The sequence below is a fragment of the Paenibacillus oceani genome (assembly GCF_014705615.1).
Classification (GTDB): domain Bacteria; phylum Bacillota; class Bacilli; order Paenibacillales; family NBRC-103111; genus Paenibacillus_AB; species Paenibacillus_AB oceani.
Genome location: NZ_JACXJA010000007.1, coordinates 218,443 through 239,415, shown reverse-complemented (window position 1 = coordinate 239,415; position 20,973 = coordinate 218,443). Strand labels below are relative to the sequence as shown.

Sequence of the window (20,973 nt, the reverse complement as noted above, 5' to 3'; positions counted from 1 at the left end):
AGGCGGTACGATGTTCCGACAATCAGGGCGAGTTATCATCCTGCTACTTGCGCTTGTATGGGCCGCTTCAGGTATGAGCCCAGCGAGTGCGCAGGCCGAGACGAAGAAGATGTATCCGGTCACTTGGACGGAGCAATCGCTCCAATCTCCGACGGATTGGGCGCAAAGCTCTTATTTCAACAATCCGGCATATAAGGAGACGCGGTTCGGCGTTTACTGGCCCGGTACCCCGATTCCGCCGGGCGGCCCGCGCGAAACTTCCTTTTATATGGTATATCGCGAGGACGGCTTGTATATGTTTTTCCAGGCGAACGAATGGGAGAACGATGCGGGCGGAAGCCTGAAGCCGAGCTCGTTCGAGTTTTTTGTAGTCCCTGGAGAAGGCGATCTCCCCTACCATCAGATGATTGTGCCGACGGACGGAGGGCCGATCGAATATTACGAATGGCAGACCGAGTACCGGGATAACCGTCCGCTGAAAGGCAGCGTCAAGGTGAATACGGGACAAATTCCGACCGGCTGGGGAACGGTGGTCGTTATTCCTTGGGAGAACGTGTACGACCGTCTGCCTCTGGACGGCGGAGACTGGCAGTTCAACCTGATCCGCTGGTCCCCATCCGACGGCCAGACTTGGGGAGGGCACGTCCATCAGCCCGGGAAGTTCAACCTGCTGCGCTTTCAGGCTCCGACGGCGGAGCAGCGGATGGCGATCCAGAAATATGTGCTGGCCAAAGCCTGGGCGTCGTTCCAAACCAAATCGGCGGAGTTGACCGCCTATTGGTCCCAGAACCCCGCTACGCAAGACATCGCCTTCTATAACCGTGTCGTCCTGCCTCTGATTAAGGACGGCACGGCGAAAGGCGCTCCGATGAGCCAACTGGCTAGCTTGAATGCGGTGCAAACGGATCAGCTGTTCCAGAACGTCCGGACCTGGATGGAGCTGCGCTACAACGTGGACGACAAGCGGAAGATATACTTGAAAAACATGCTGATGGACTGCACGGCTCCCGTAACGACTGTGGAACTGTCGCCGGGGCAGCCGGACGGCTTGAACGGATGGTACGTCAGCCCGGTTACGGTCACCATGTCCGCCTACGACCGCGGTGCGGGCGTAATGGACACCGTGTACAGCCTGAACAGCGGAGCCGCCTGGAACGCTTATACGGGCCCGTTCGTCCTCGATCAGGATGGCTCCTATACGATCAGCTACCGTTCGACGGACATGGCGGGCAATGGCGAAGCCGTCAAGACTGCTTCGCTGCGGATCGATACGACGGCACCGGCCGCTTCCGTCACTTACAGCAGCACTTCGCCGACCAGCGGCCCGGTTACGGCTGCCTTGGCGCCGGGCGAACCGGTTACGATTACGAACAACGGCGGATCGGCCAGCTATACGTTTCAAACCAACGGCAGCTTTACGTTCGAATTTATCGATGAGGCGGGCAATCGGGGCAGCCAAACCGCTACCGTGACGAATATTGTAACGAAAAGCACCGGAGTGCCGGGGAAACCGGTTTTATCCCACGATAATGGACACGACACCGGGCTGGCGGACGGCAGCTACAACATCATGATGAACATGTGGTCGGGCAATAACGGCAGCTTGTACAAATTGTATGAGAACGACGTGGTGATCGACACCCGGACGCTTCTCGACAATTCGCCTCATGCGCAGGCGACCGTTACGTCCGTCACTTATAAACCTAACGGGGCCTACCGTTACTATGCGGAGCTTACGAACGCTTAAGGCACGACGAAAAGCGGCGTGCTGACCGTTAACGTAACCGATGCCGCACCGGCCAAAGCTATTCTCTCTCACGATAATTGGGATAAGGACGGGAACTTTACGATCAGTATGAATATGTGGTGGGGAACGAACGGAGAGTCGTACCGGCTGTACGAGAACGGAACGCTGATCGACATGCAGACGTTGACCGCCCGGACGCCTCAGGCGCAATCGGCGGCGACGCTTATAAGCAACAAGCCGGTCGGGACGTATACGTATCGGGCCGAGCTGGTCAACTATGCCGGAGTGACCTCCAGCGCATCGATTACCGTTTCGGTAACGAAGTAACAAGCCAGACGCACAACGCATCAACAAAGCCCCCCGGAAATGCCGTCAGGCGTTACCGGGGGGCTTTATATGTTTTCGTAGCGGATATGTGCAGCTAGAAAAAATCTGCGGCTCGAGGTGAACACAGCGGACGCGGACGCAGGAATGTTACCGGCAGGAGCCACTCCCATTGCAAGCAGGCTGCGATCAGCCGGCCGCGCTTTCCGCTTTCATCCGGCGGTCAAGCGCCCGGTACGGAACGAGCAGCAGGATTGCGGCCAGACACAGGACGCCGCCGATCGCGAACGGCATATTGACGTTGAGGTGAAAGGCACCCATCCCCATCAGCGGTCCGGCGATTCTGCCGAGGCTGTCCATGGACGAGTTCAAGCCCGTCGCTACGCCTTGGCCGACTTTCGTTTTCTGCGTAATAAGCGACAACACGCACGGACGGATCAAAGCGTTGCCCGCGCCGAATACGGTTAAATAAATCGAAGCGGTCAGCAAGTTCGACGACAGGAGGATCAGGAAAAATCCGACCGAAGACAGCAGCAGCCCGATCGCGATCACTTTGGGCTCGTCCCCCGGTTTAACCAGCCTCCGGACGACGCCTCCCTGAATGGCCGCCCCTACGATGCCGCTGGCCAGAAACATAATGCCGATATCCATCGGAGTCGCATTAAACCGGAGCATCTGGAAGTATTGCAGCGTCGCCTCCATGCCGGCCAGTGTAAACGTCACGAAAAACGACAGCACATACAAATATTTGAGCGGACCCGAGAAAGCGGTCCATCGGGACACCCGCTTCTGGCCGCTCTGTCCCCTGCTCTCTGCCGGAAGCGACTCCACCAGCCGTTTCCACGCAAACAGGAACGTGATCAGCGACAAGGCTGCGGAGACGAAAAACGGAATCGACAAGCCGAAGCCCGCCAGCAGCCCGCCGATCGCCGGACCGAAAATGAACCCGAGCCCGATCGACATGCCGACCAGCCCCATCCCTTTCGTCCGGTTGTCCTCCGTCGTAATATCCGCCACATAAGCGACTGCACAGGAAGTCGCCGCGCCGGAGAACACGCCGCCAAGAATGCGGGACACATACATCAGCCATAACGAATCGCCGGCAAGGCCGAGAATCAGAAAGCTCACGGCAAATCCGACAAGACCGAGCAGCAGCACCGGCCGTCTGCCGATCCGGTCCGATAACGAGCCCCAAAACGGCGACATCACGAACGAGATCGCGGAGTAAAGCGTTAGCATCATACTGAGATGAAAAGGACTGACAATTTCCGGAAGGACCGGAATGATAATGCCGAATCCGATAAAGATGGTCACCAGAATGAGCATGATGACCCCAATCTGCTTGTTCATGGACGAAAGGCCTCCGAAAACGTAGTATACAACACTAGCCAAACCGTTGCGTTTGCAGGCGCTTTAATCATCTTACCATAACTTTACGGTCGACAAAAATGAACAATTGTAGAACGAAAAGGACGGCAAGCACGCACCCGCTTAACAGAAACGGCGCCTGATAGCCAATCGAATCCCACAGCTTGCCCGATAGGATCGGTCCGAGCACGTTGCCCGATCCTTCGATCGTGAGGAAAAACCCCCAGATCGCGCCGCGCTTCTCCTTCGGAATAACCGAGGCGATAAGCGCATTCCAGGAAGGGATGATCAGGGCATAACCGACCCCGAGCAGCATCACCAGCACAAGCACCCAGCCGACGGACTTCACCGAAGTGAACGTCAGCAGCGTCACAGAGCTGAGCACGAGCCCGATATTAATAAACCAGCGGACGCCGAAACGATCCACAAGCTTGCCTACAGGGATAAGAAAAAGTACCGTAACCGCTCCCCCGGCAACCAGAAACAGGCTGTACTGGGCAGGCGTCAAGTTCAGGATCGTCCTCGCATACAGCGTTAGCACCGGCGTCAGCAACCCGAGAGCGAACGTCTGGGCGAACAACGAAGGATAAAATACCCAACTGACATGGAGCGAACGGCGCACTTCATCCATATATAAACGGATCTTGCGTGCCTGCCGGGTAAAGAAGCCTTCTGCGGACCCGCGCGACCCGTGCTCGGCCCGGTAATCGTTCACCAGGGACTTCAGATCCGAACCGTATCCTTTGCCAGGCAAAAACAGCGAGACGACGACAGTCAGCACCATCAGGCCGAGCAAAATTCCGAACGCTGTTCTGTAGGTGTCTCCGATAAAAAAATTGATGACGACCGGCCCCATGCCGACCCCGGATAACCACGATATATTGATGACCGACATCGTAGTGCCGGTCGCCTTCTCTCCCGTCGAATTCGTCGCCCCCGTAATGACGCAGGGCCATAAAGGCGATGTGCCGATTCCGAGCAGCGTGCAGGACAGCATGATCCAATACGGCTGACGAAAAAACACGAGAATAAGCACCGATAGCAGCGTCACGATCACCCCGCCCAGCATAACCGGACGATAGCCGACTTTATCGATCAGCCAGCCGATCGGGGAACGGAACAAGTTGTCGCCTATGTATTGAAGCGCAAGCGTCCACCCGATTAAAAACGTCGTAATCCCGAGCACCGACTTCATATATATCGGCAATATCGAGACGAGAATCGCTCCCTTTACGAATTCAACAATAAACATAATGACCAAAAGCATCACCACGAAAGGAGTAAGAAATTTTTTCTGTTCGTTCCAAAACGATAGTAACCGGTTCACTTGTTCACCTCAGCCGATATAAGAATCTACTTATTGGTTAGTCTACCCCAGGAGCAGGGCCGCAAAACGTCGCGAAGCCGATGTTCGCTTAGGGAAGTCTACGGTGCAAGTTTTAATGAAATAAAAAGTTCGCATCGACGATGCATGTTTTTCACGAAATAAAAACTTTGCATCAATGGTGCAAGTTTTAATGAAATAAAAACTTTGCATCAATGGTGCAAGTTTTAATGAAATAAAAACTTGCATCACCCGCCCAATTTGATATACTCAAGCTTGTTTAGTTTTAAGCGTGAGTTCAAAAAGTCCGTGATCAAGAGTGGACTTTTTGAGCAACTCTTTAAGCATATCATTCGAAATCGCCGGAAGGAAGGGATGACCGCATGGATCATAACCGCACCCCCTTATTTACCGCACTGACCGGGCATGCGGCCAAACGCCCGATTCAGTTTCATATTCCCGGACACAAAACGGGGGTCGGCTCCGATCCCGAGTTTCGCTCGTTTATCGGAGATAACGCACTTTCGATCGACCTGATCAATATAGCGCCGCTGGACGATCTTCACCAGCCGACAGGGGTAATCCTGGAAGCGCAGCAGCTCGCAGCCGACGCATTCGGAGCCGACTATACGTTCTTCTCCGTCCAAGGCACGAGCGGCGCGATTATGACCATGATTATGTCCGTCGTCGGAGAAGGCGATAAAATCATCGTTCCCCGCAACGTGCATAAATCGATATTGTCTGCCATCATTTTCTCGGGTGCCAAACCGATCTTCCTGTCGCCGGTGCGCGACGCCAATCTGGGGATCGATCACGGGGTCACGACCAGCTCCGTCAAAAAAGCGTTAAGCCGGCATCCGGACGCTAAAGCGGTGCTCGTGATCAACCCGACCTATTATGGAGTATGCGCCGACCTGAAAGAAATCGTCGAGCTGGTGCACAGCTACGATATTCCCGTACTCGTCGACGAGGCTCACGGGGCGCTGATTCATTTCCATGACGATTTGCCGATATCGGCAATGCAAGCCGGCGCCGACATGGCGGCCACCAGCGTTCATAAGCTCGGCGGCTCGATGACGCAAAGCTCGATTCTGAACGTGCAAGGTCCGAGAATCAACCAGCGCCGGATTCAGACGATCATCAGCATGCTGACGACCACTTCGACGTCTTATTTGCTGCTGGCCTCACTCGATACGTCTCGCAGAAACTTGGCGCTGAACGGCAAAGCGATCGCGGAGAAAGCTTTGCAGCTGGCCCAATACGCCCGCAGGGCGATTAATGAAATACCCGGACTGCATTGCTTCGGGGAAGAAATATTGGGAACGGAAGCGACGTTTGACTACGATCCGACCAAAGTGACCGTGCACGTACGCCATCTGGGCATTACGGGGTATGACGCCGAGAACTGGCTGCGGGAGAAGTACAACCTCGAGATTGAAATGAGCGATATGTACAACATTCTCTGCCTCGTCACACCGGGCGATACGCAGGAGAATGTCGACATTTTGATCCGGGCACTGGCGGAGCTCTCCAAGGAAACGCACAACGTCAATCATTCGAACGAGCTCGTTATTCACATTCCGGAAATTCCGCAGCTGTCGCTGACCCCCCGCGACGCTTTTTACGGAGATACGGAGATTGTGCCGTTTAAAGAATCTGCGGGGCGCATTATGGCCGAATTTATTTATGTATACCCGCCCGGGATACCGATCCTGCTTCCTGGCGAAGTGATCTCTCAGGACAACATCGATTATATCGTCGATCATCTGGAGGTCGGATTGCCGGTCAAAGGCCCGGAAGACCGCACGATCGAATTCGTCAAAGTGATCGTCGAGACCAAGCCGATTTTCTGAGAAATTTGCCGTTCTGCCGGCGGGCAGCCCATACAAAACGGAGAGGAGCCCCTGGCCCCTCTCCGTTTTGGTTTCCGGTCCGAACCTTTAATATTGATCCTTAATCGACAAGGTCGGAATAAATTGCTTCATCAGTGCCGATACTTCCTCCGCTTCGGCGGTTGTGAGCTGGAACGCTTTTTGCAGATAAGTCAAATTATCGAGATCTTCATAATCGAGAAGAGTCGAACGGTTCGTCTGCATACAAAATACGATCGGTTTGCCGAAAAAGGCGTTCGTATACACAATTCCGAAATCGTAGCGTGCCCGGTCGGAAGCATAGCCGATAAATTGTACTTGAGCTTGCTCGGACGTATCATACAAACGTTCAAACATGCGAATCACGCCCCGTTCGTTTGAATTTTCTGAATATTTATAATATTTTACAGTTACTATACCATTCTCCTCGCCAGTTTGACAATGATAAATGTATCCGTCTCGTCCCGGATAAGGGATTGGTTCATCCGCCGGCGTCAGCGGATATTGTCAATGAAGGGATGAAGTGCTATGATGGTCATTGACAAACGGAACGACAAGGGCGGTGTAACGATGGCGCAAAGCGCTTACATTTATTTGGTGGACGGATCGGCCGCATCCACCCTGACGCTGGACGAACTGAAAGATCACCTCGGCCGTTACCAAGAGCAAACCGGGCTAACGGGCCGTCAGCTAGGATGGGACTATGCCGCTTCCGCGTTTCCTTATTCGATCGAGACGAAGCCGGAAGGCCAGGGCAAATGGTTTTACTTGAAAGGCAGCAATCCTCTGTATAAATACATATTGTTCGGCGTCGGCACCCAAACTGAAGAAGAGAAAGAAAAAACGTACATTCAAGTGACGCTTCCCGATGACTCGACGCACGGCGACAAGTCCAAAGGCAACGAATTGTGCAAATATTTGGCGCGTCACTTAAAGGCTGAGCTTCGGCTGTTCAACGGCCGGACGATGTACTTTAATCCGCGCAAGTGATAGAATCACGTTCTCTCTGTCCGGCGCTACTCTTCTAGCAAAACCAAAGAACCCCCTCTGCACTCTCGTGCAAAGGGGGTTCTTTTCGCTATCTTATGCCTCGGTTTCTGATTCTACGATCTGCTCGTATACTGCCGTAACGTGCTCCCACTCGGCATCGTCTTCGATATTGACCAGGAAAGACTCCTCGCCTTCTTCATCGATCCGGAAAATGATGCTGTCCGATTCCGGGTCGTTGCGGTCCAGCAATACGGCGTACGCTTTCTCTTTCGTTTCAAACGTATATACGATCACCATCTCGTGTTCGTTGCCGTCTTCGTCGGTTAAAATAAATACGTCTTCCTCATGCTCTCCGCAGCCGCAATTTTCGTCGTGCTGATGGTCGCTCATGCAAAACCCTCGTTTCATCGATTGAATTTCAAACCCATCCTATCGTACCATGTTCCCTATCGACGGTCAATGAAACGAATGGCGCGCGGAGCTTACTGGGAAATGATTTTTTTCTCAGAGACGACGGCGTAATCTTGCGATTTGTCGATCTTGATTTTAAACTCAATCTTATAGGTGCCGGACTCTTCAAAATGGACGGCTTCAAGCGGCCATGTATACCAGAAGCTCTCCTTGCTTTGTTCCATCGGCACTTCCGTCGTCCGGATCACGTCACCGGCCGGAGACACCAGATCGATCTTGAACGCATCGATCGGTGTAGTCAAGCTGTCGACCTGCGCGGATACGACAAAATCCAGCTTTTTGCCGAGCGGTACGGCTCCGAACGGCGTTTCGAGCGAATCTTTCTTGCCGAGCTTCTCGGCGACGAACATATGTACATTCGGTTTATACATATTAACCGTCTTCGCTGAATCGTCCCACTGGACGACGGCCTGAAGCGAATCGGATAAAGCACGAAGCGGCAGCACGACGCGGCCGTCGATCATAAACGCAGGAACATCGCCATCGGGCACCGCCGATCCGTTTACCTGCACTTTTACTTTGTCAAAACCTTTATAATCTCCCCACGGGGAGCCAGCGTATACGATTCCTGCCCCAAGCACGACTAATGTTGCTGTTAGTGCGGCAAGCCGCTTCACCTTCATGCGATTACCTCCATCAAACGTGTTGTTCTGAATCGTTATACTCGCACGTCTGCAAAAAGTTGCGGGAAACCGTCACAAAAGTTTGCCGGTCTTATTAGAATCAGCCGCAAGAATCGTTTGTTTGTTCTATTATATGGATGATTGATAGAGCTTTCTATGAATTGGTAAATATTATATTTTACATGAATCCCAAGTAGTTTGTAAACAAAAATAAACCTGCACGGAATGGTGTTACACGATCAATAAAAATCATGTAAACTGATACAGAAATATACATCAGAAAGAGGAAGCGGAATCATCATGAATCATCTGACGGGCCTTCAAGTCGAAATCGACCTGTTAAAAAAACAACTTCTGCGCACGGCAAAAATATATGAATTCAACTTCGGACATCCTCAAGTACTGGAAATAAGCCAACAGCTGGACCAATTAATTGTCAAAGTCATGCGGTACAGCCGCTAAAGATCCTGCAGCCCGGTTTCCAATATGCTGCGGTTCTTTTTCAGCGTCACACTTCCCTGCTGTTTCCAATTCTATCATTCGCCGAGCTGCCTGGCAGACCGGCATTACCGAAAACGGCTTGCAATCACACCCGCCGTTTCCGGCTTGGATACGATATACCCTTGAATTTCACCGCAACCGATCTGCTTTAAATATTGGAGCTGCTCCTCCGTCTCCACTCCTTCTGCAACTACACGCATATGAAGCTGCTTGGCAAGCGTTACCGTCGAAGCGGTGATCGCCGAGTCTTTCAGTCCGTGCGGAATGTCTTTTACAAACGTGCGGTCTATTTTGAGCCCGTCGATCGGCAGCTTCTTCAAATGCGTGAACGACGAAAATCCGGTTCCGAAATCGTCCAGCAAAATGCGTACGCCGAGCAAACGCAAGCTCTTTAGGATGTGCAGCGTCTCGTCCAGGTTTTGAAACACCCGGTTTTCCGTAAATTCCACCACGAGCTGATCGGCATGGAGCCCGCTCGCGGCAAGCAGCTCCGACACTTTGTCCGCCAGCCGGCCCCGCCACTCCGGATGCAGGCACAAGTTCACCGATACCGGAACGTTCCATCCGAGCCCGTCCTTCCAACCCTTCATCTGCCGACATGCGGCCGCAAGGGTATATTCGTCCATCCGGACAATCAGTCCGCTCTGCTGGGCCACCTCCATAAAGTCCGCCGGGTACAGAAGCCCGCGTCTCGGATGGTTCCAGCGCAGCAAAGCTTCAATCCCCGCCAGCGTCCCGCTCTCCGCTCCGACTATCGGTTGATAGACGACATGGAACTGGCCTTTGTCCAGCGCGATCCGCAGCTCGTTCTCCAGATTCAGCTTCTGCTGCACGCCGCCCTTGTCTTCGTTGTCGATCAGCTGGACATTGTTTTTGCCGCTCGATTTGACCCGGTACATCGCCGAGTCCGCCTTCTGGAGCAGCGTGTCGGAATCGGTTCCGTCGCCCGGGTACAGGCTAATGCCGACGCTCGCCGATACGAACAATTCCTGCCCTTCGAATACGAACGCCTTGGACATCTCGTCTACAAGCTTGCGCGCCACGTAAGCCGCGACTTGCCGTTCTGACAGGTCAGGCAGCAAGATAATAAATTCGTCCCCGCCCACCCGGGACACCGTATCGCTTTCCCTGAGTCGCGAGCGGAGCCGTCCGGCGATCGCATGAAGCAGCATATCACCTGTCCGGTGTCCGAGCGTATCGTTAATATGCTTGAATCCGTCCAGATCGATAAACAGAACCGCCAGCATCCCCCCTTGCCTGCTCGCGTGGGAGATCGCCGTGCGGAGCCGGTCCTGCAGCAGGAACCGGTTCGGCAGTCCGGTCAGCGCGTCGTAGTATGCCTTGTGCCGCATCTGCTCCTCTTCCAGCTTTCTTTCGGACATCGTCTGGTCGAAGGAATCGATGACTCTGTTAAACGCCGTCTCCACCTCGCGCAATTCGTCGCGGGCATGCAGACGGACCCGTGCCGATAAATCCCCGGAGGCGATCCTTCGCGATACGCGCTTCAGTTCGGCCACCGACCCGATAACCGATTTGTAGATGGCCGCGAACAGCAGAATCGATGCCAGCTGGCCGGCTATGACAAACAGAACGACGACGATTTTGCCGGATTTCAGACGGGCAGCGCGCTGCTTCAACGTATCGTCAAGCAGCCTCGAATATTCCGCGTATACGTCATATACTTTCTTAACCGCCTCTCGGGAGAGGGAGTCGAGCTGCTCCTTGTCCAAACGAGTCAAGCCTGCTTCGAAAGCAAGGGCCGGCCGCTTGGCGGATAACACGGCAAATGCAGATACAGCGCTTTCCAAAGCCTGGTTCAACCGCTGCTGCGTTTGCGGCTCGGGAATCTGCCTAAGGGTGCCTTCACGCAATTGGAGCAATTTCGAGACGGTTTCTTCGGCCGGCTGCTTGACCTGCGAACTTAAGCCTTCAGCGCCGAGAGACGGCTCGAGGGCTGCGGCCGTACGCAGATCATCCGCCTGGCTGATGACGACCGGCAGCTTCGTCAGAGCCGCTTCCGCCAGCCGTTCCGTCGCCGGTTCCGCGCTATGACCGAGTCCCGATCGTTCGGCGGTGCGGATCATCATCGCGTAGATCGCGCTTAGCGCCTTCGAGTGGACGGAGACGGCTTCCGCCGGACTCACGGCCGTTTCCGCACGCGTGGATTCGTTCCAGTAGGCGGAGACGACTCGCCAGTCCTCGGTCACGCTATCCGGAGCATTCGTTTGGCGAAGCACGTGTCCCAGAGCAGCCAGCTTCGTATCGATCCCCGCCTGCAGCTCCTTGCGCTTCTCCTGTACAGCTGCTGGATCGGCTGAGACGCGTCCGGTAAAATCTCTATGGCTCTGTATGTCGCCGTACAATTGCACGAGCGCATCATGAACGAGCAGACTTTCCCGACCGATTCGCAGCCGGCGGGAGTCGTCCTCGATATCCTGAATCCAATACACCGCCAGCAGGCTGAACGGAACGATAACTGCAAGCGCCATCAAATACAGCTTTTGTTTATATTTCATTCGCCCCATCAAACGAACGAGCGGCTTCATAAGTAGATTCATGGTCCATAACCTCAGCACATTCTAATCGTAACTCCAATATATTCCACGTGATCTTTCCAATTCCTGCATGAAATTCATCGATCTTCGACAAATAATTAGACTAAAGTCCTGCATGACCAATAGTCCCAACGGCTTATCCGGTTTTTGGGCCAAAAGAAAAAGCCCGGCGAAAACTTCACCGGGCCGCTCCATCTCTATCATTAGAACCGTTCGCCCGAAGCATCCGGCCGATTACGGATCTTATGGGGGAGCCTGCTACTCCGTTCCGATCTCCAGCTCGGCGATTCGCCGTTCGGCATACCGGGTGTCTTTGAAAGCGAAAAACGTCTCCGCCTTCTCGATAATAACCGCGCCGTTGTATTCCGGAATTCCGGCATGAGGTTCATAGACGCCGACCGGAAACAGCACATTGCCTTCCGGCCAAAACACCTCGACATTGCCCGGCTTGATCTCGGCGAATTTGGCCCGGCCGTACATCGTACCGTTCCGGTTATAAACCACGATCGCTTCGCCCTCGGCGATCCCCAGCTCCCCGGCATCCGATGCGTGCAGCAGCACGTCGTCGCGTCTGGCCGCATTAAACGGATCGATGCGGCTGTACACCATCGAATTGAACTGCTTGCCTCTGCGGGTCGTGACATACAAATGACCTTCCGGCTTGCGCAGCTCCGGCAGCTGGATCGGCAGGAGCCGTCCCTTGCCGTCCGGCGTAGGACTGATTCCGTCTTCGCAGAGCCATACGCCGCCCCATTGGAAAACATCCCCCGCCTTGGACAGACGCTGAATCCCGTCGTAATACAGAACGGCCTCCGCGATCTCTTCGCGAATGTGCTGTACGGAGCGGAAGGCGATTTTCGCTTTGTGCTCGGGTTTGACCCTCCCCGCCAAATCGACGAGAATGTCCCATTCCGCCCGGGCTTCCCCGATTCGCGGGCCTTCGATCTCCGGGCTGTAATAAACCATCCGCTCCGTGCTCGTCGACGTGCCGCCTCCGGGCTGCTCGTAACGCGTCATCGCCGGCAGGACGATCACTTCCTCGCGGGCGTCCGCAAGCGTCGATGTGTTCAGAATAATATCCTGATGAACCCGAAGCTCCATACGTTCCAGACAGGAGCGGATGAACTCCGGCTTCGGCATCGTCTCGAGGAAATTCCCGCCGCTCGTATAAAAGACGCGGGTACGCCGCTCGTGACCATCCGGCAATAGCGCATTCTCCAGCGACAAGCCGACGATATCCCCGGACCAGGCGGGAATCGGGAACCCCCACAGCTTCCCGAAACGATCCCGGCTCTCCTCGTCGATCGGCCCTCCTCCCGGCAAGGACATCGGCTCGGCGCCCATCTCTCCGGCGCCCTGTACCCCGCTATGCCCGCGAATCGGCATCAACCCGCACCGCTCCCTGCCGATAAAACCGCGGAGCATCGCCAGGTTGGCGATCTGCGATACGTTGTCCGTACCGAACCGGTGCTGGGTTAAGCCCATGCTCCAGACGAACACGCCGGTTTGGGCCGACGCCAGTGTCTGCGCAAACTCGCCGATCTGCTGTCTGGTCAGCCCGGAGCTTTTCTCCAGTGCAGGCCAGCTTAATGAAGCGGCATGCTTGCGAAGCTCTTCGTATCCCGTCGTATGCTCGTGCACATATTTCCGGTCGATGGCGCTTCCGGGGCGGTCCTTCTCCAGCTCGAACCAATATTTCATCACCCCGTTCATCAAAGCGATATCTCCCCCGATATGTACCTGGACGAACTCGTCGACGATTTTCGTCCCGAACAGGGCGCTCTCCGGAATCGACGGAATCCAATAGTTCTCCATCGCAGGCTCCCGGTACGGATTCACCACGATAATCCGGGTGCCGGCTTTCTTGGCGGCGTACATATATTTCGTCGACACCGGCTGGTTGTTCGCGGCAACGGAGCCCCAGAACACGAGAACGTCGGTGCCGATCCAGTCTTTGTAGCTGCAGCTTGAGGCGCTGATGCCGAGCGACCGCTTCAGGGCGGTCTTGCTCGGTGAGTGGCATATACGCGACGCGTTGTCGATATTGTTCGTGCCGAGGAACCGCGCCACCTTCGAAGCCGTGTAATACACTTCGTTCGTAATGCCCCGCGCGGTCCAATACATCGCGAGCTGCTTCGGGTCGATGCTGCGTATTTTGGCCGCGATCCGCTCCAGCGCTTCATCCCAGGTGAGGCGAGTAAACCGGTTTTCCCCTTTCCTCCGGATCATCGGATACGGGATACGGCCCAGCTTGCGAAGCTCGGCGCTGTCCATCTCCCTCAACTTCGAGACATCCTCGAGCCAGCGGGGCTCGATGGCCGGCATCGTATTCAGCCGGAGCACGTTCAGCCGGGTCGTGCACAGATGCGGGCCGGTCAACGTCCGGTCCCGCAGCCCGGATACGCCCAGCGCGCATCCGTCGCATACCCCTTGTGTCAGAATACGGTAGGCGTACGGGAGATTATCGCGATTGTCGTAAACCGCTTTCAACGTATCCCAAATGTGGTGCGGCTTCACTTTGCCGAGACCAAGCGGCGCAGGGCTTACCCACAGCGACGGCTTCAGCCTCGTATCCAGTTTCATCGGGCCGGAATGTTTCGTTTTGCCCACGGTTCACCCTCCGTTCCTCGATTTTCCATACGATTATGATACCATGGAACCGCTTCCGCGGCATCCCGGGATATCAAAAGGAACAGGAACGGCCGCAGATCCGATTTGTCGTCTGTGCCGTTGGACCCTCCCGCACATACGAAGGCGGCGATTGGACCGCAAGAAACGATCCGCTCGCCGCCAGATAACCGCTTGCCTTGGCCCTGGACTGTCAACGGCCTGGGAGGCAGCGGCATAAACGTACATCCGTGTCCCGAACGGATTACGGTCACTTGAAATAACGGGTGAGCACGCAAGGAACGCCTCTGCCGACTGCGCCAGGCTGCTTCATCCGTTCCATATACCGGATGCCTCGCGCGCACTGATGCTTGCACACCGCGCATACGTCTGAAGTTACGAATTTGTAATGAGCCTGCGTCCTTCCCGAGGACGCTTGTTTTTTCACTTTTTTCCCCGCCATCGTTTTTCCTCCCGCGCGCTTGTCGACCCGTTGCCTGATCGCCTTGTATACTATGCGGAAGAGGACGAACAAGACTCCGCCTCTGTACCGGGGTACGTTTATTTGCGGAGCGGGGAAGCCGCAGGCATACTGAAAAATTTGTCGAAAATCGGTGATCAACTCCTTTCCATTTGACAGGAAAAATGATACATTTGAAGCAATATGTCCTCAAATGACGTGCGCATGCAACGTTTATTCGAACCAGCCGAAGGAGGAAGCAGAAACTATATGCGCATCGATATCCAGATGATCGGGACGGGCTCGGCCTTTGCCAAAAAATATTACAACAACAATGCGCTCGTCACGTGCAACGGGTATACGCTCATGATCGACTTCGGCATTACGGCACCGCTTGCGATGCATGAGCTGAACGCCCCGCTTGACAGGATCGACGGCGTGTTCGTCACTCATCTGCACGCCGATCATATCGGCGGCTTCGAAGAGCTTATGCTGCGATTGAAGTTTCAATACAAGAAAAAACCGGCACTCTTCATCGAAGAACAGCTGATCGGCCCGTTGTGGGAGCATTCCTTGAAGGGCGGTCTGCAGTACGGTGCGGAGGAAGACCAGTCGCTCGACCAGTTTTTTGACGTGATTCCGCTGAGAAGCAGGGTTCCGCATCTGATCCATGCGGGCTTTACGATTGAGATTTTGCCGACCACGCATTTCCGGAATATGCCGAGCTACGCCGCTATTCTGAACAATCAGCTGTTTTACAGCGGAGATACGGTGTTCGATCCCGAGCTGATCCGCTCCGTTCACGAACGGGGCTGTACGTATCTGCTGCACGACTGCCAGTTGGAAGGACACGGCCTGGTACACGCCACGCTCGCCGAACTGATGACGCTGCCCCCCGATATTCAGAAGAAAGTATGGCTGATGCATTACGGAGACGATATGGAGTCGTACGTCAGTCATACCGGGTTGATGAAGTTTATCCTTCAGCGCAAGACGTATTCGTTCCCGACCGATGCCGTCATCTGAACGAATAGGAATAAGGAAACGCCAAAAAACCGGGCCTAGAGCCCGGTTTTTTCATGCTGTGGTGAACGAAAAATTTGTCAGAACGTAGGGAGATTGTCGAGGTTGTTGGTCGGATCGCCGTCGGCGTCTCCCCGGATATACGTCTCGCCGTCTCTCCCTTTAAATGCGTTGACGCCGGCGATCTGGCCGCCCTGCACTTCCGCCAAAGCCTGCTCGTAGTTCAGCGTACGTCCGGTCGACGTTTGGAAGGCCGTAATGTCTCCGTCCCCGTTTTTTTGCACGGCTACGAATGTTTCTCTTTCGTTATTCGAATTGGAGTTCATTTCCTCCGCCTCCTTTTTTTGATTTGCCAATCCTTATGTAACATTCCCGAATCCTGCTATTTTATTAGAACTTTAACGTTTCTTGAGGAAATCTATAGAATGTCCGTGTACCAATAGCCGGAGCGGAATGGTATTGTTGTGTTGGTATACCTCTTAACATTAAGACGGAGGTAATGTTATGCTGTTTGGCGTACTCATTGCCGTTTGTTCCGGGTTGTTCATCATCAGTTCAGTAATCGCCCACATCGCGGACAAACATAAACGCGTCGCCACCCCCGGCAAGCCGCCTCATCGCGAGCCGCTCGCCGGACTTGTAATATACGACGTGTTTCATCGGCATATGGACGGCCTGCTGCGCGAGCCTTCTCCGGTCCTGACGGCATTGATCGATTGCAACGAAACCAACATGCTGGAGCAGTCCCAGCCCGATCCCGAAAGGGCTCGGCTGCCCAATCAAATCGCCGGTCTGCTGAGCGTTTCTTTCTCGGACAAAGCGGTTATTACACGTTACGGGGACGGCCGTCTGGCCGTTGTATTCGGAAGCGCCGGAGCGGCGGAGCTCGAATCGGTACGCCGGTTTATCGAATCCGAAATTTCGAAGCTGACGGGCCTGCAGCTCTCATACGGGTTTTCCTCATCTCCAGACGACGGTACGACCCGCGAGCAGCTTCTCGCCAAAGCGGAGAAAAACATGATTGCGATGAAGCAGGACATCTGGATGAAGAGAGAAGTGATCATCGCCCGTTCCGAGCGGCTGCGAATCGTCGGCGAGCTCGCTTCCGGGATGGCGCATGAAATCCGCAATCCGCTAACGACCATTAAGGGCTTTTTGCAAATTTCCCGTTCAAACGGGTACAACATTGAGCCCTGGTATAACATGATTATGGAAGAAATTGATCGAATGTCCGAGCTTACGGCAGAGTTTTTGCGATTTTCCAAGCCAAGTGCCACTCATTTCGTTCTGCAGCCCGTCCATACTTGCATTCAAAGAGTGATTTCGCTGACCGAATCGGAAACGACCCGTCTCGGACACCGGCTAGTATACGAAGCGTCACACCCGTCCATCCAGATTTGGATGGACCCGGACAAGCTCGTCCAGCTGATGCTCAACCTGATCAAAAACGCGATCGAATCGATGCACGAGCAAGGACAAGTGACGATCGCGCTTATGCAGTCGGGAGCCTTTGCCGTCGTGGAAGTGAAGGATACGGGGACCGGGATTGCGCCGGACGAGCTGGACCAGATTTTCCAGCCATTTTATACGTCCAAAGATACGGGAACCGGGCTGGGGTTATCGATCTGCCATAAAATCGTCCAAGATCACGGAGGATTGATCGAGGTGGAAAGCGATCTGGGCAAAGGTACGACGTTCCGGATCTCGCTGCCGTTGCCGGGCGTGCCGGAAGCGAACCGCACGGCGGTCCCTTCGGAGACGGACTAGTAGAGCCGGCTCCGAGGAGCTTTGCCAGGATGCTTAGTTCGCCTAGTTCGCATGCCCTCAGGGAAGCCGGCCGTATGTACCGCTTTAGCACGGAATGAAACTTGAATATTCCGCTGCTCCACAACAAGGCGCCCCGTTCAACGGAGCGCCTTTGTTGTCTGCCTTGCTTGGCGACCGGCCGTCTAGACGATCGTTTTTATCATCCTCACATGAAGAATACCTGCATCGTAAAACAGTTCCTCGGACACCGCCTCGTATCCGAGCCGTTCGTAAAAGGGACGCGCCGTTACTTGAGCATCCAGCAGCGAGCGGGAAAAACCGAGCTCGCGGGCCAACTCCTCCAGAGCCTCCATCACGATACGTCCGTAGCCTTGCCCCCGCAAGGCGCTTCGGACCGCCACCCGCTGCATCTTGGCCGTCTGTGCGTCGTAGCGGATCAGCCTCGCCGTCGCCGCCGCTTCCCCGTCCGACAGGATCAGAATATGCCGGCATTCCTTTCCGAGCACATCCCACTGATCCACCTCGAGCTCCTCGGGAACCGACTGCTCCTTGACGAACACTTCCCTGCGTAAGTTCAGGCACCTCTCCAGCTGATCCTTATTTTGTACCGTTATTGTCTCGATCATGGTCATCCTCTTTCTGCAGCAGCTTGTTGGAGTCTAGAACCGATTATACCAGATCGGGATCGCCCGGATCGAACTGCCATGGGGGCAAGTTAGAGGGCTCGCTTCAGCCACGCATCGACATCATATTACCCGAGGAGTACCGTCTCAATCCCCGGTAGAAAACAAACACGCCGACGGCGGTGACCAGCAGCGCCATGCCGGTCGCTCCGGCCAGAAACGTCCATTTCACTTCCCGGAGCAAACCGATCGGCAAATAGCTGATGAAGCCTGCAGGAATCACCGTGAATAAAACGAGCCTTCCCAGCCCCCGGAATATATCCGTCGGGTAGGTGGAAAAGGTGACGAAGCCGATAAACACCTGCTGCCCGATTCCTTCGGCGTTGCCTATGTAAAAGGCGAGCGACTGGGCGATTACATTAAAAAAGATGAAGATCGTCGTCGCAAGAGCGAGGCCGAAGCCGAATTTCAGCAATCCCGCAAGCGTATGGTCGCCGAACAACGCATACAGCAGCAAGCCGAAGACAACGTCGCCGATAGCGGAGACGGACATCCGGCTGATCAGAACGTGAAGCAGCACCGGCTTGGGCTGGGTCAAATACGTATCCAGCTGGCCGTTCGCAATAAGCGTGGACATCGCATAGCTGTTGCCGAACAACACAGCGGACAACCCGAAACCTCCGGCGCTGACCGCCCACATCATCATGACGTCCTGCAGCTCCCAGCCGTTGACGACCGGAAATTTGGTAAAATAAACGCCCCAATAAAAAATCCAGACTACGTTGTTCACCACCATCATGCCCGCCGTCAAAAAAAAGCTCATCCGGTATTCCATCGCTCCGGATAAATTAAGCTTCCAGCACGCCCACACAAACTTCAACAAATTAGCCGCCGTTGACATTCAGCTTCCGCACTCCTTTCCGGTAGACGAGCCCCGCTCCAGCTGCCAGCAGGACGACCCAGCCCCACTGGATCGCGATCATCCGGACCAGCTCCTTCGCATCGGGCAGCACCGCCGTCTTCGCCGCGAAATAAGCGATCGTCTGGAACGGCAGCCATTCGCTGACGCTCCTCAACGTATCGGGGAACATCTCCAGCGGCAGCAGCATGCCTCCTACCGTAAACAGCAATTTATTGTAGACAAAGTCAAGCCCCCGCGTCTCCTCCACCCAGAACGCGCATAACGCGATCAGCATCGCCATCAGGAAATTGACCGTAAAAGCCCCGATCATAACCGCCAGCATCATCGGCACGTTCCAGCCGGGCCAGCTCCAGCCGAACCAGATCGTGGCCAGAGACGAACCGAGCAGTAAATTGACGACAACCCGGACCGCCGCTTCTCCCATGTAGCTGCCGTAATGCATAAGCAGATAGCTGGCCGGCCGGATCAGCTGGTAACCGATGTCGCCGTTTTTCACTTCAGCCTCCACCTTCGCGTTCAACTTCGGCGAAGCCAATATGATCGATTCCGCGACAACCAGATACCAGATCATCTGCTCGAACGAATAACCGTTGATGCGGCTCTCCCCTACGCCCTCGAAGGTGACCGACCACAGTTGAAAAAAGATGTAAAGAATAACGAGCAGAAACAGGGAACGCATCAGAAAATCCAGCACGTACGCGAGATGATTCCGCACCGTCATTCGGGCGTAGGCCGCGTACTTCGCCGCTTTCCGGACTACAATCACGGCAGCGCCCCCCTTTGCGTATGGCTTGCGTATATATGCGAGATGACTTCTTCCATCGGCGGATCTTCGATCGTCACGTCGTCGAGCCGGTAGCGCCCGACGAGCTGCGCCAGCACCTCCTCGATCGACGTCCGCGACGTATCGACCGACAGCTTCAGCCGTCTGCCGGATCGCAGCAGCTGCTCTACGCCCGGATACGGGAAAGGCTCGGCTTCTTCCCGCAGCACGAGATCGATCGTCTTGCGGGTCAAATACAGGCGCTTCAGGCTGGACACTTTATCGTCCAGCACAATTTGCCCGTGATTGATAACGATCGCTCTGCTGCACAGCTGCTCGATATCTCCGGAGTCGTGCGACGTGAGAAATACGGTCATCCGCTCCGTTTCGTTCATTTCGCGCAACATCTCACGGATTCGCTGCTTGACCACGACATCGAGGCCAATCGTCGGTTCGTCGAGAAAAACGACACTGGGCCGGTGAAGCAAAGCCGAGGCAATCTCGCAGCGCATCCGTTCGCCGAGCGACAGCTTCCGCACCGGGATATCGATATACGGTCCCAGCTCGAACCGTTCGATCAGCTCCGAGCGCCGTTTCTTATAATCGCTCTCCTCCAGCTCGTAAATCCGTCTCATCAGTTCGAACGTATCCGCGGGCGGCAGATGATACCACAGCTGCGATTTTTGCCCGAATACGGAACCGATCCGGTAAGCCAGCTTCTTCCGTTCCTTCCACGGACACAATCCGAGCACCTCGGCAAAACCGGCCGTCGGGTGGAGAATGCCCGCCAGCATCTTGATTGTGGTCGATTTGCCTGCGCCGTTCGGGCCGAGAAATGCCAAAAACTCCCCCTTCTCCACCTCGAAGTCGATCGGGCTAACGGCTGTCTTCTCCGTATATTCCGGTTTAAACAGCGCCCGCATACTGCCCCTTAATCCTGCTTTCTTCCGCTTTTGACTAAACCGCTTCGTCAGTCCTTGCACCCGGATTGCTTTCACAGCCGCTCTCCCTCCTTAACGTTGTTGGTACGCTCT

At 54.9% G+C, this 20,973-nt stretch carries 18 protein-coding genes and 2 pseudogenes; 7 read left to right on the top strand and 13 right to left on the bottom strand.

Annotated features, from left to right (window positions below):
- Positions 1–10: 10 nt before the first annotated feature.
- Positions 11–1,255: pseudogene (locus IDH45_RS08025) on the top strand (OmpL47-type beta-barrel domain-containing protein); the annotation flags it as partial.
- A 213-nt stretch (positions 1,256–1,468) separates the two neighbouring features.
- Positions 1,469–2,074 (top strand): annotated as a pseudogene (locus tag IDH45_RS35410) (chitinase N-terminal domain-containing protein); the annotation flags it as partial.
- A 186-nt stretch (positions 2,075–2,260) separates the two neighbouring features.
- On the opposite strand, the gene IDH45_RS08020 reads toward IDH45_RS35410, so the two are convergent.
- Entirely contained in the window at positions 2,261–3,421 is a 1,161-nt protein-coding gene (locus IDH45_RS08020) for an MFS transporter (RefSeq protein WP_190926339.1), read from the bottom strand.
- 67 nt (positions 3,422–3,488) lie between these two features.
- Positions 3,489–4,766, bottom strand: a complete 1,278-nt coding sequence (locus IDH45_RS08015; protein ID WP_317891168.1) for an MFS transporter — start codon at positions 4,764–4,766, stop codon at positions 3,489–3,491.
- Between the two features lie 380 nt (positions 4,767–5,146).
- Between IDH45_RS08015 and IDH45_RS08010 the strand changes: the two genes are divergently transcribed.
- The gene (locus IDH45_RS08010; RefSeq protein WP_190926337.1) at positions 5,147–6,616 is read left to right on the top strand and encodes an aminotransferase class I/II-fold pyridoxal phosphate-dependent enzyme; all 1,470 of its coding nucleotides are present in this window, start codon (positions 5,147–5,149) and stop codon (positions 6,614–6,616) included.
- Positions 6,617–6,703: 87 nt separating this feature from the next.
- Here the strand turns inward: IDH45_RS08010 and IDH45_RS08005 are convergent, their stop codons facing one another.
- Positions 6,704–6,991: a DUF3055 domain-containing protein gene (locus tag IDH45_RS08005; RefSeq protein WP_190926335.1), complete on the bottom strand. Its 288-nt coding sequence runs from the start codon at positions 6,989–6,991 to the stop codon at positions 6,704–6,706.
- Positions 6,992–7,204: 213 nt separating this feature from the next.
- On the opposite strand from IDH45_RS08005, the gene IDH45_RS08000 reads away from it, so the two are divergent.
- Positions 7,205–7,624 (top strand): DUF1885 family protein, encoded by a 420-nt coding sequence (locus IDH45_RS08000; RefSeq protein ID WP_190926512.1) that lies wholly within the window; start codon positions 7,205–7,207, stop codon positions 7,622–7,624.
- Positions 7,625–7,717: 93 nt separating this feature from the next.
- Here IDH45_RS08000 and IDH45_RS07995 read toward each other — a convergent pair whose 3' ends face one another.
- Positions 7,718–8,014, bottom strand: a complete 297-nt coding sequence (locus IDH45_RS07995) for a DUF1292 domain-containing protein (RefSeq protein ID WP_190926333.1) — start codon at positions 8,012–8,014, stop codon at positions 7,718–7,720.
- 92 nt (positions 8,015–8,106) lie between these two features.
- Entirely contained in the window at positions 8,107–8,718 is a 612-nt protein-coding gene (locus IDH45_RS07990) for a stalk domain-containing protein (protein ID WP_190926331.1), read from the bottom strand.
- A gap of 300 nt (positions 8,719–9,018) precedes the next feature.
- Here IDH45_RS07990 and IDH45_RS07985 point away from each other — a divergent pair, with 300 nt between their 5' ends.
- The gene (locus IDH45_RS07985; RefSeq protein WP_190926329.1) at positions 9,019–9,180 is read left to right on the top strand and encodes an aspartyl-phosphate phosphatase Spo0E family protein; all 162 of its coding nucleotides are present in this window, start codon (positions 9,019–9,021) and stop codon (positions 9,178–9,180) included.
- 104 nt (positions 9,181–9,284) lie between these two features.
- Here the strand turns inward: IDH45_RS07985 and IDH45_RS07980 are convergent, their stop codons facing one another.
- From IDH45_RS07980 to IDH45_RS07970, 3 genes are all read right to left on the bottom strand, one after another.
- Positions 9,285–11,777 (bottom strand): putative bifunctional diguanylate cyclase/phosphodiesterase, encoded by a 2,493-nt coding sequence (locus tag IDH45_RS07980; RefSeq protein WP_190926327.1) that lies wholly within the window; start codon positions 11,775–11,777, stop codon positions 9,285–9,287.
- Between the two features lie 255 nt (positions 11,778–12,032).
- A complete protein-coding gene (locus IDH45_RS07975; RefSeq protein WP_190926325.1) occupies positions 12,033–14,384 on the bottom strand; it encodes an FdhF/YdeP family oxidoreductase in 2,352 nt (783 codons plus the stop codon).
- Between the two features lie 268 nt (positions 14,385–14,652).
- Complete coding sequence (locus tag IDH45_RS07970; protein ID WP_190926323.1) at positions 14,653–14,844, bottom strand: hypothetical protein; 192 nt, start codon at positions 14,842–14,844, stop codon at positions 14,653–14,655.
- A 267-nt stretch (positions 14,845–15,111) separates the two neighbouring features.
- Here IDH45_RS07970 and IDH45_RS07965 point away from each other — a divergent pair, with 267 nt between their 5' ends.
- Positions 15,112–15,867 carry an MBL fold metallo-hydrolase gene (locus IDH45_RS07965; RefSeq protein WP_190926321.1) on the top strand — a complete coding sequence of 252 codons (756 nt, stop codon included), beginning with the start codon at positions 15,112–15,114 and terminating at the stop codon, positions 15,865–15,867.
- Between the two features lie 77 nt (positions 15,868–15,944).
- Here IDH45_RS07965 and IDH45_RS07960 read toward each other — a convergent pair whose 3' ends face one another.
- A complete protein-coding gene (locus IDH45_RS07960) occupies positions 15,945–16,190 on the bottom strand; it encodes a DUF3892 domain-containing protein (protein WP_190926319.1) in 246 nt (81 codons plus the stop codon).
- A 178-nt stretch (positions 16,191–16,368) separates the two neighbouring features.
- Here IDH45_RS07960 and IDH45_RS07955 point away from each other — a divergent pair, with 178 nt between their 5' ends.
- Positions 16,369–17,631, top strand: a complete 1,263-nt coding sequence (locus IDH45_RS07955) for an ATP-binding protein (protein ID WP_190926317.1) — start codon at positions 16,369–16,371, stop codon at positions 17,629–17,631.
- A gap of 182 nt (positions 17,632–17,813) precedes the next feature.
- Here IDH45_RS07955 and IDH45_RS07950 read toward each other — a convergent pair whose 3' ends face one another.
- From IDH45_RS07950 to IDH45_RS07935, 4 genes are all read right to left on the bottom strand, one after another.
- Positions 17,814–18,263 (bottom strand): GNAT family N-acetyltransferase, encoded by a 450-nt coding sequence (locus IDH45_RS07950; RefSeq protein WP_190926315.1) that lies wholly within the window; start codon positions 18,261–18,263, stop codon positions 17,814–17,816.
- Between the two features lie 97 nt (positions 18,264–18,360).
- Positions 18,361–19,155: an ABC transporter permease gene (locus tag IDH45_RS07945; protein WP_190926313.1), complete on the bottom strand. Its 795-nt coding sequence runs from the start codon at positions 19,153–19,155 to the stop codon at positions 18,361–18,363.
- Positions 19,139–19,942, bottom strand: a complete 804-nt coding sequence (locus IDH45_RS07940) for an ABC transporter permease (RefSeq protein ID WP_317891167.1) — start codon at positions 19,940–19,942, stop codon at positions 19,139–19,141. Before IDH45_RS07940 ends, IDH45_RS07945 begins: the two co-directional genes overlap by 17 nt.
- Positions 19,939–20,937, bottom strand: a complete 999-nt coding sequence (locus tag IDH45_RS07935) for an ABC transporter ATP-binding protein (protein ID WP_190926311.1) — start codon at positions 20,935–20,937, stop codon at positions 19,939–19,941. Before IDH45_RS07935 ends, IDH45_RS07940 begins: the two co-directional genes overlap by 4 nt.
- Between the last annotated feature and the right edge of the window lie 36 nt (positions 20,938–20,973).

Coding starts and splice junctions, on each gene's coding strand:
- IDH45_RS07990 (WP_190926331.1), bottom strand. CDS start 8,718: ATGAAGGTGAAGCGGCTTGCCGCACTAACAGCAACATTAGTCGTGCTT.
- IDH45_RS08000 (WP_190926512.1), top strand. CDS start 7,205: ATGGCGCAAAGCGCTTACATTTATTTGGTGGACGGATCGGCCGCATCC.
- IDH45_RS08005 (WP_190926335.1), bottom strand. CDS start 6,991: ATGTTTGAACGTTTGTATGATACGTCCGAGCAAGCTCAAGTACAATTT.
- IDH45_RS08010 (WP_190926337.1), top strand. CDS start 5,147: ATGGATCATAACCGCACCCCCTTATTTACCGCACTGACCGGGCATGCG.
- IDH45_RS07960 (WP_190926319.1), bottom strand. CDS start 16,190: ATGAACTCCAATTCGAATAACGAAAGAGAAACATTCGTAGCCGTGCAA.
- IDH45_RS07955 (WP_190926317.1), top strand. CDS start 16,369: ATGCTGTTTGGCGTACTCATTGCCGTTTGTTCCGGGTTGTTCATCATC.
- IDH45_RS07965 (WP_190926321.1), top strand. CDS start 15,112: ATGCGCATCGATATCCAGATGATCGGGACGGGCTCGGCCTTTGCCAAA.
- IDH45_RS07985 (WP_190926329.1), top strand. CDS start 9,019: ATGAATCATCTGACGGGCCTTCAAGTCGAAATCGACCTGTTAAAAAAA.
- IDH45_RS07970 (WP_190926323.1), bottom strand. CDS start 14,844: ATGGCGGGGAAAAAAGTGAAAAAACAAGCGTCCTCGGGAAGGACGCAG.
- IDH45_RS07995 (WP_190926333.1), bottom strand. CDS start 8,014: ATGAGCGACCATCAGCACGACGAAAATTGCGGCTGCGGAGAGCATGAG.
- IDH45_RS07950 (WP_190926315.1), bottom strand. CDS start 18,263: ATGACCATGATCGAGACAATAACGGTACAAAATAAGGATCAGCTGGAG.
- IDH45_RS07945 (WP_190926313.1), bottom strand. CDS start 19,155: ATGTCAACGGCGGCTAATTTGTTGAAGTTTGTGTGGGCGTGCTGGAAG.
- IDH45_RS07980 (WP_190926327.1), bottom strand. CDS start 11,777: ATGAATCTACTTATGAAGCCGCTCGTTCGTTTGATGGGGCGAATGAAA.
- IDH45_RS08020 (WP_190926339.1), bottom strand. CDS start 3,421: ATGAACAAGCAGATTGGGGTCATCATGCTCATTCTGGTGACCATCTTT.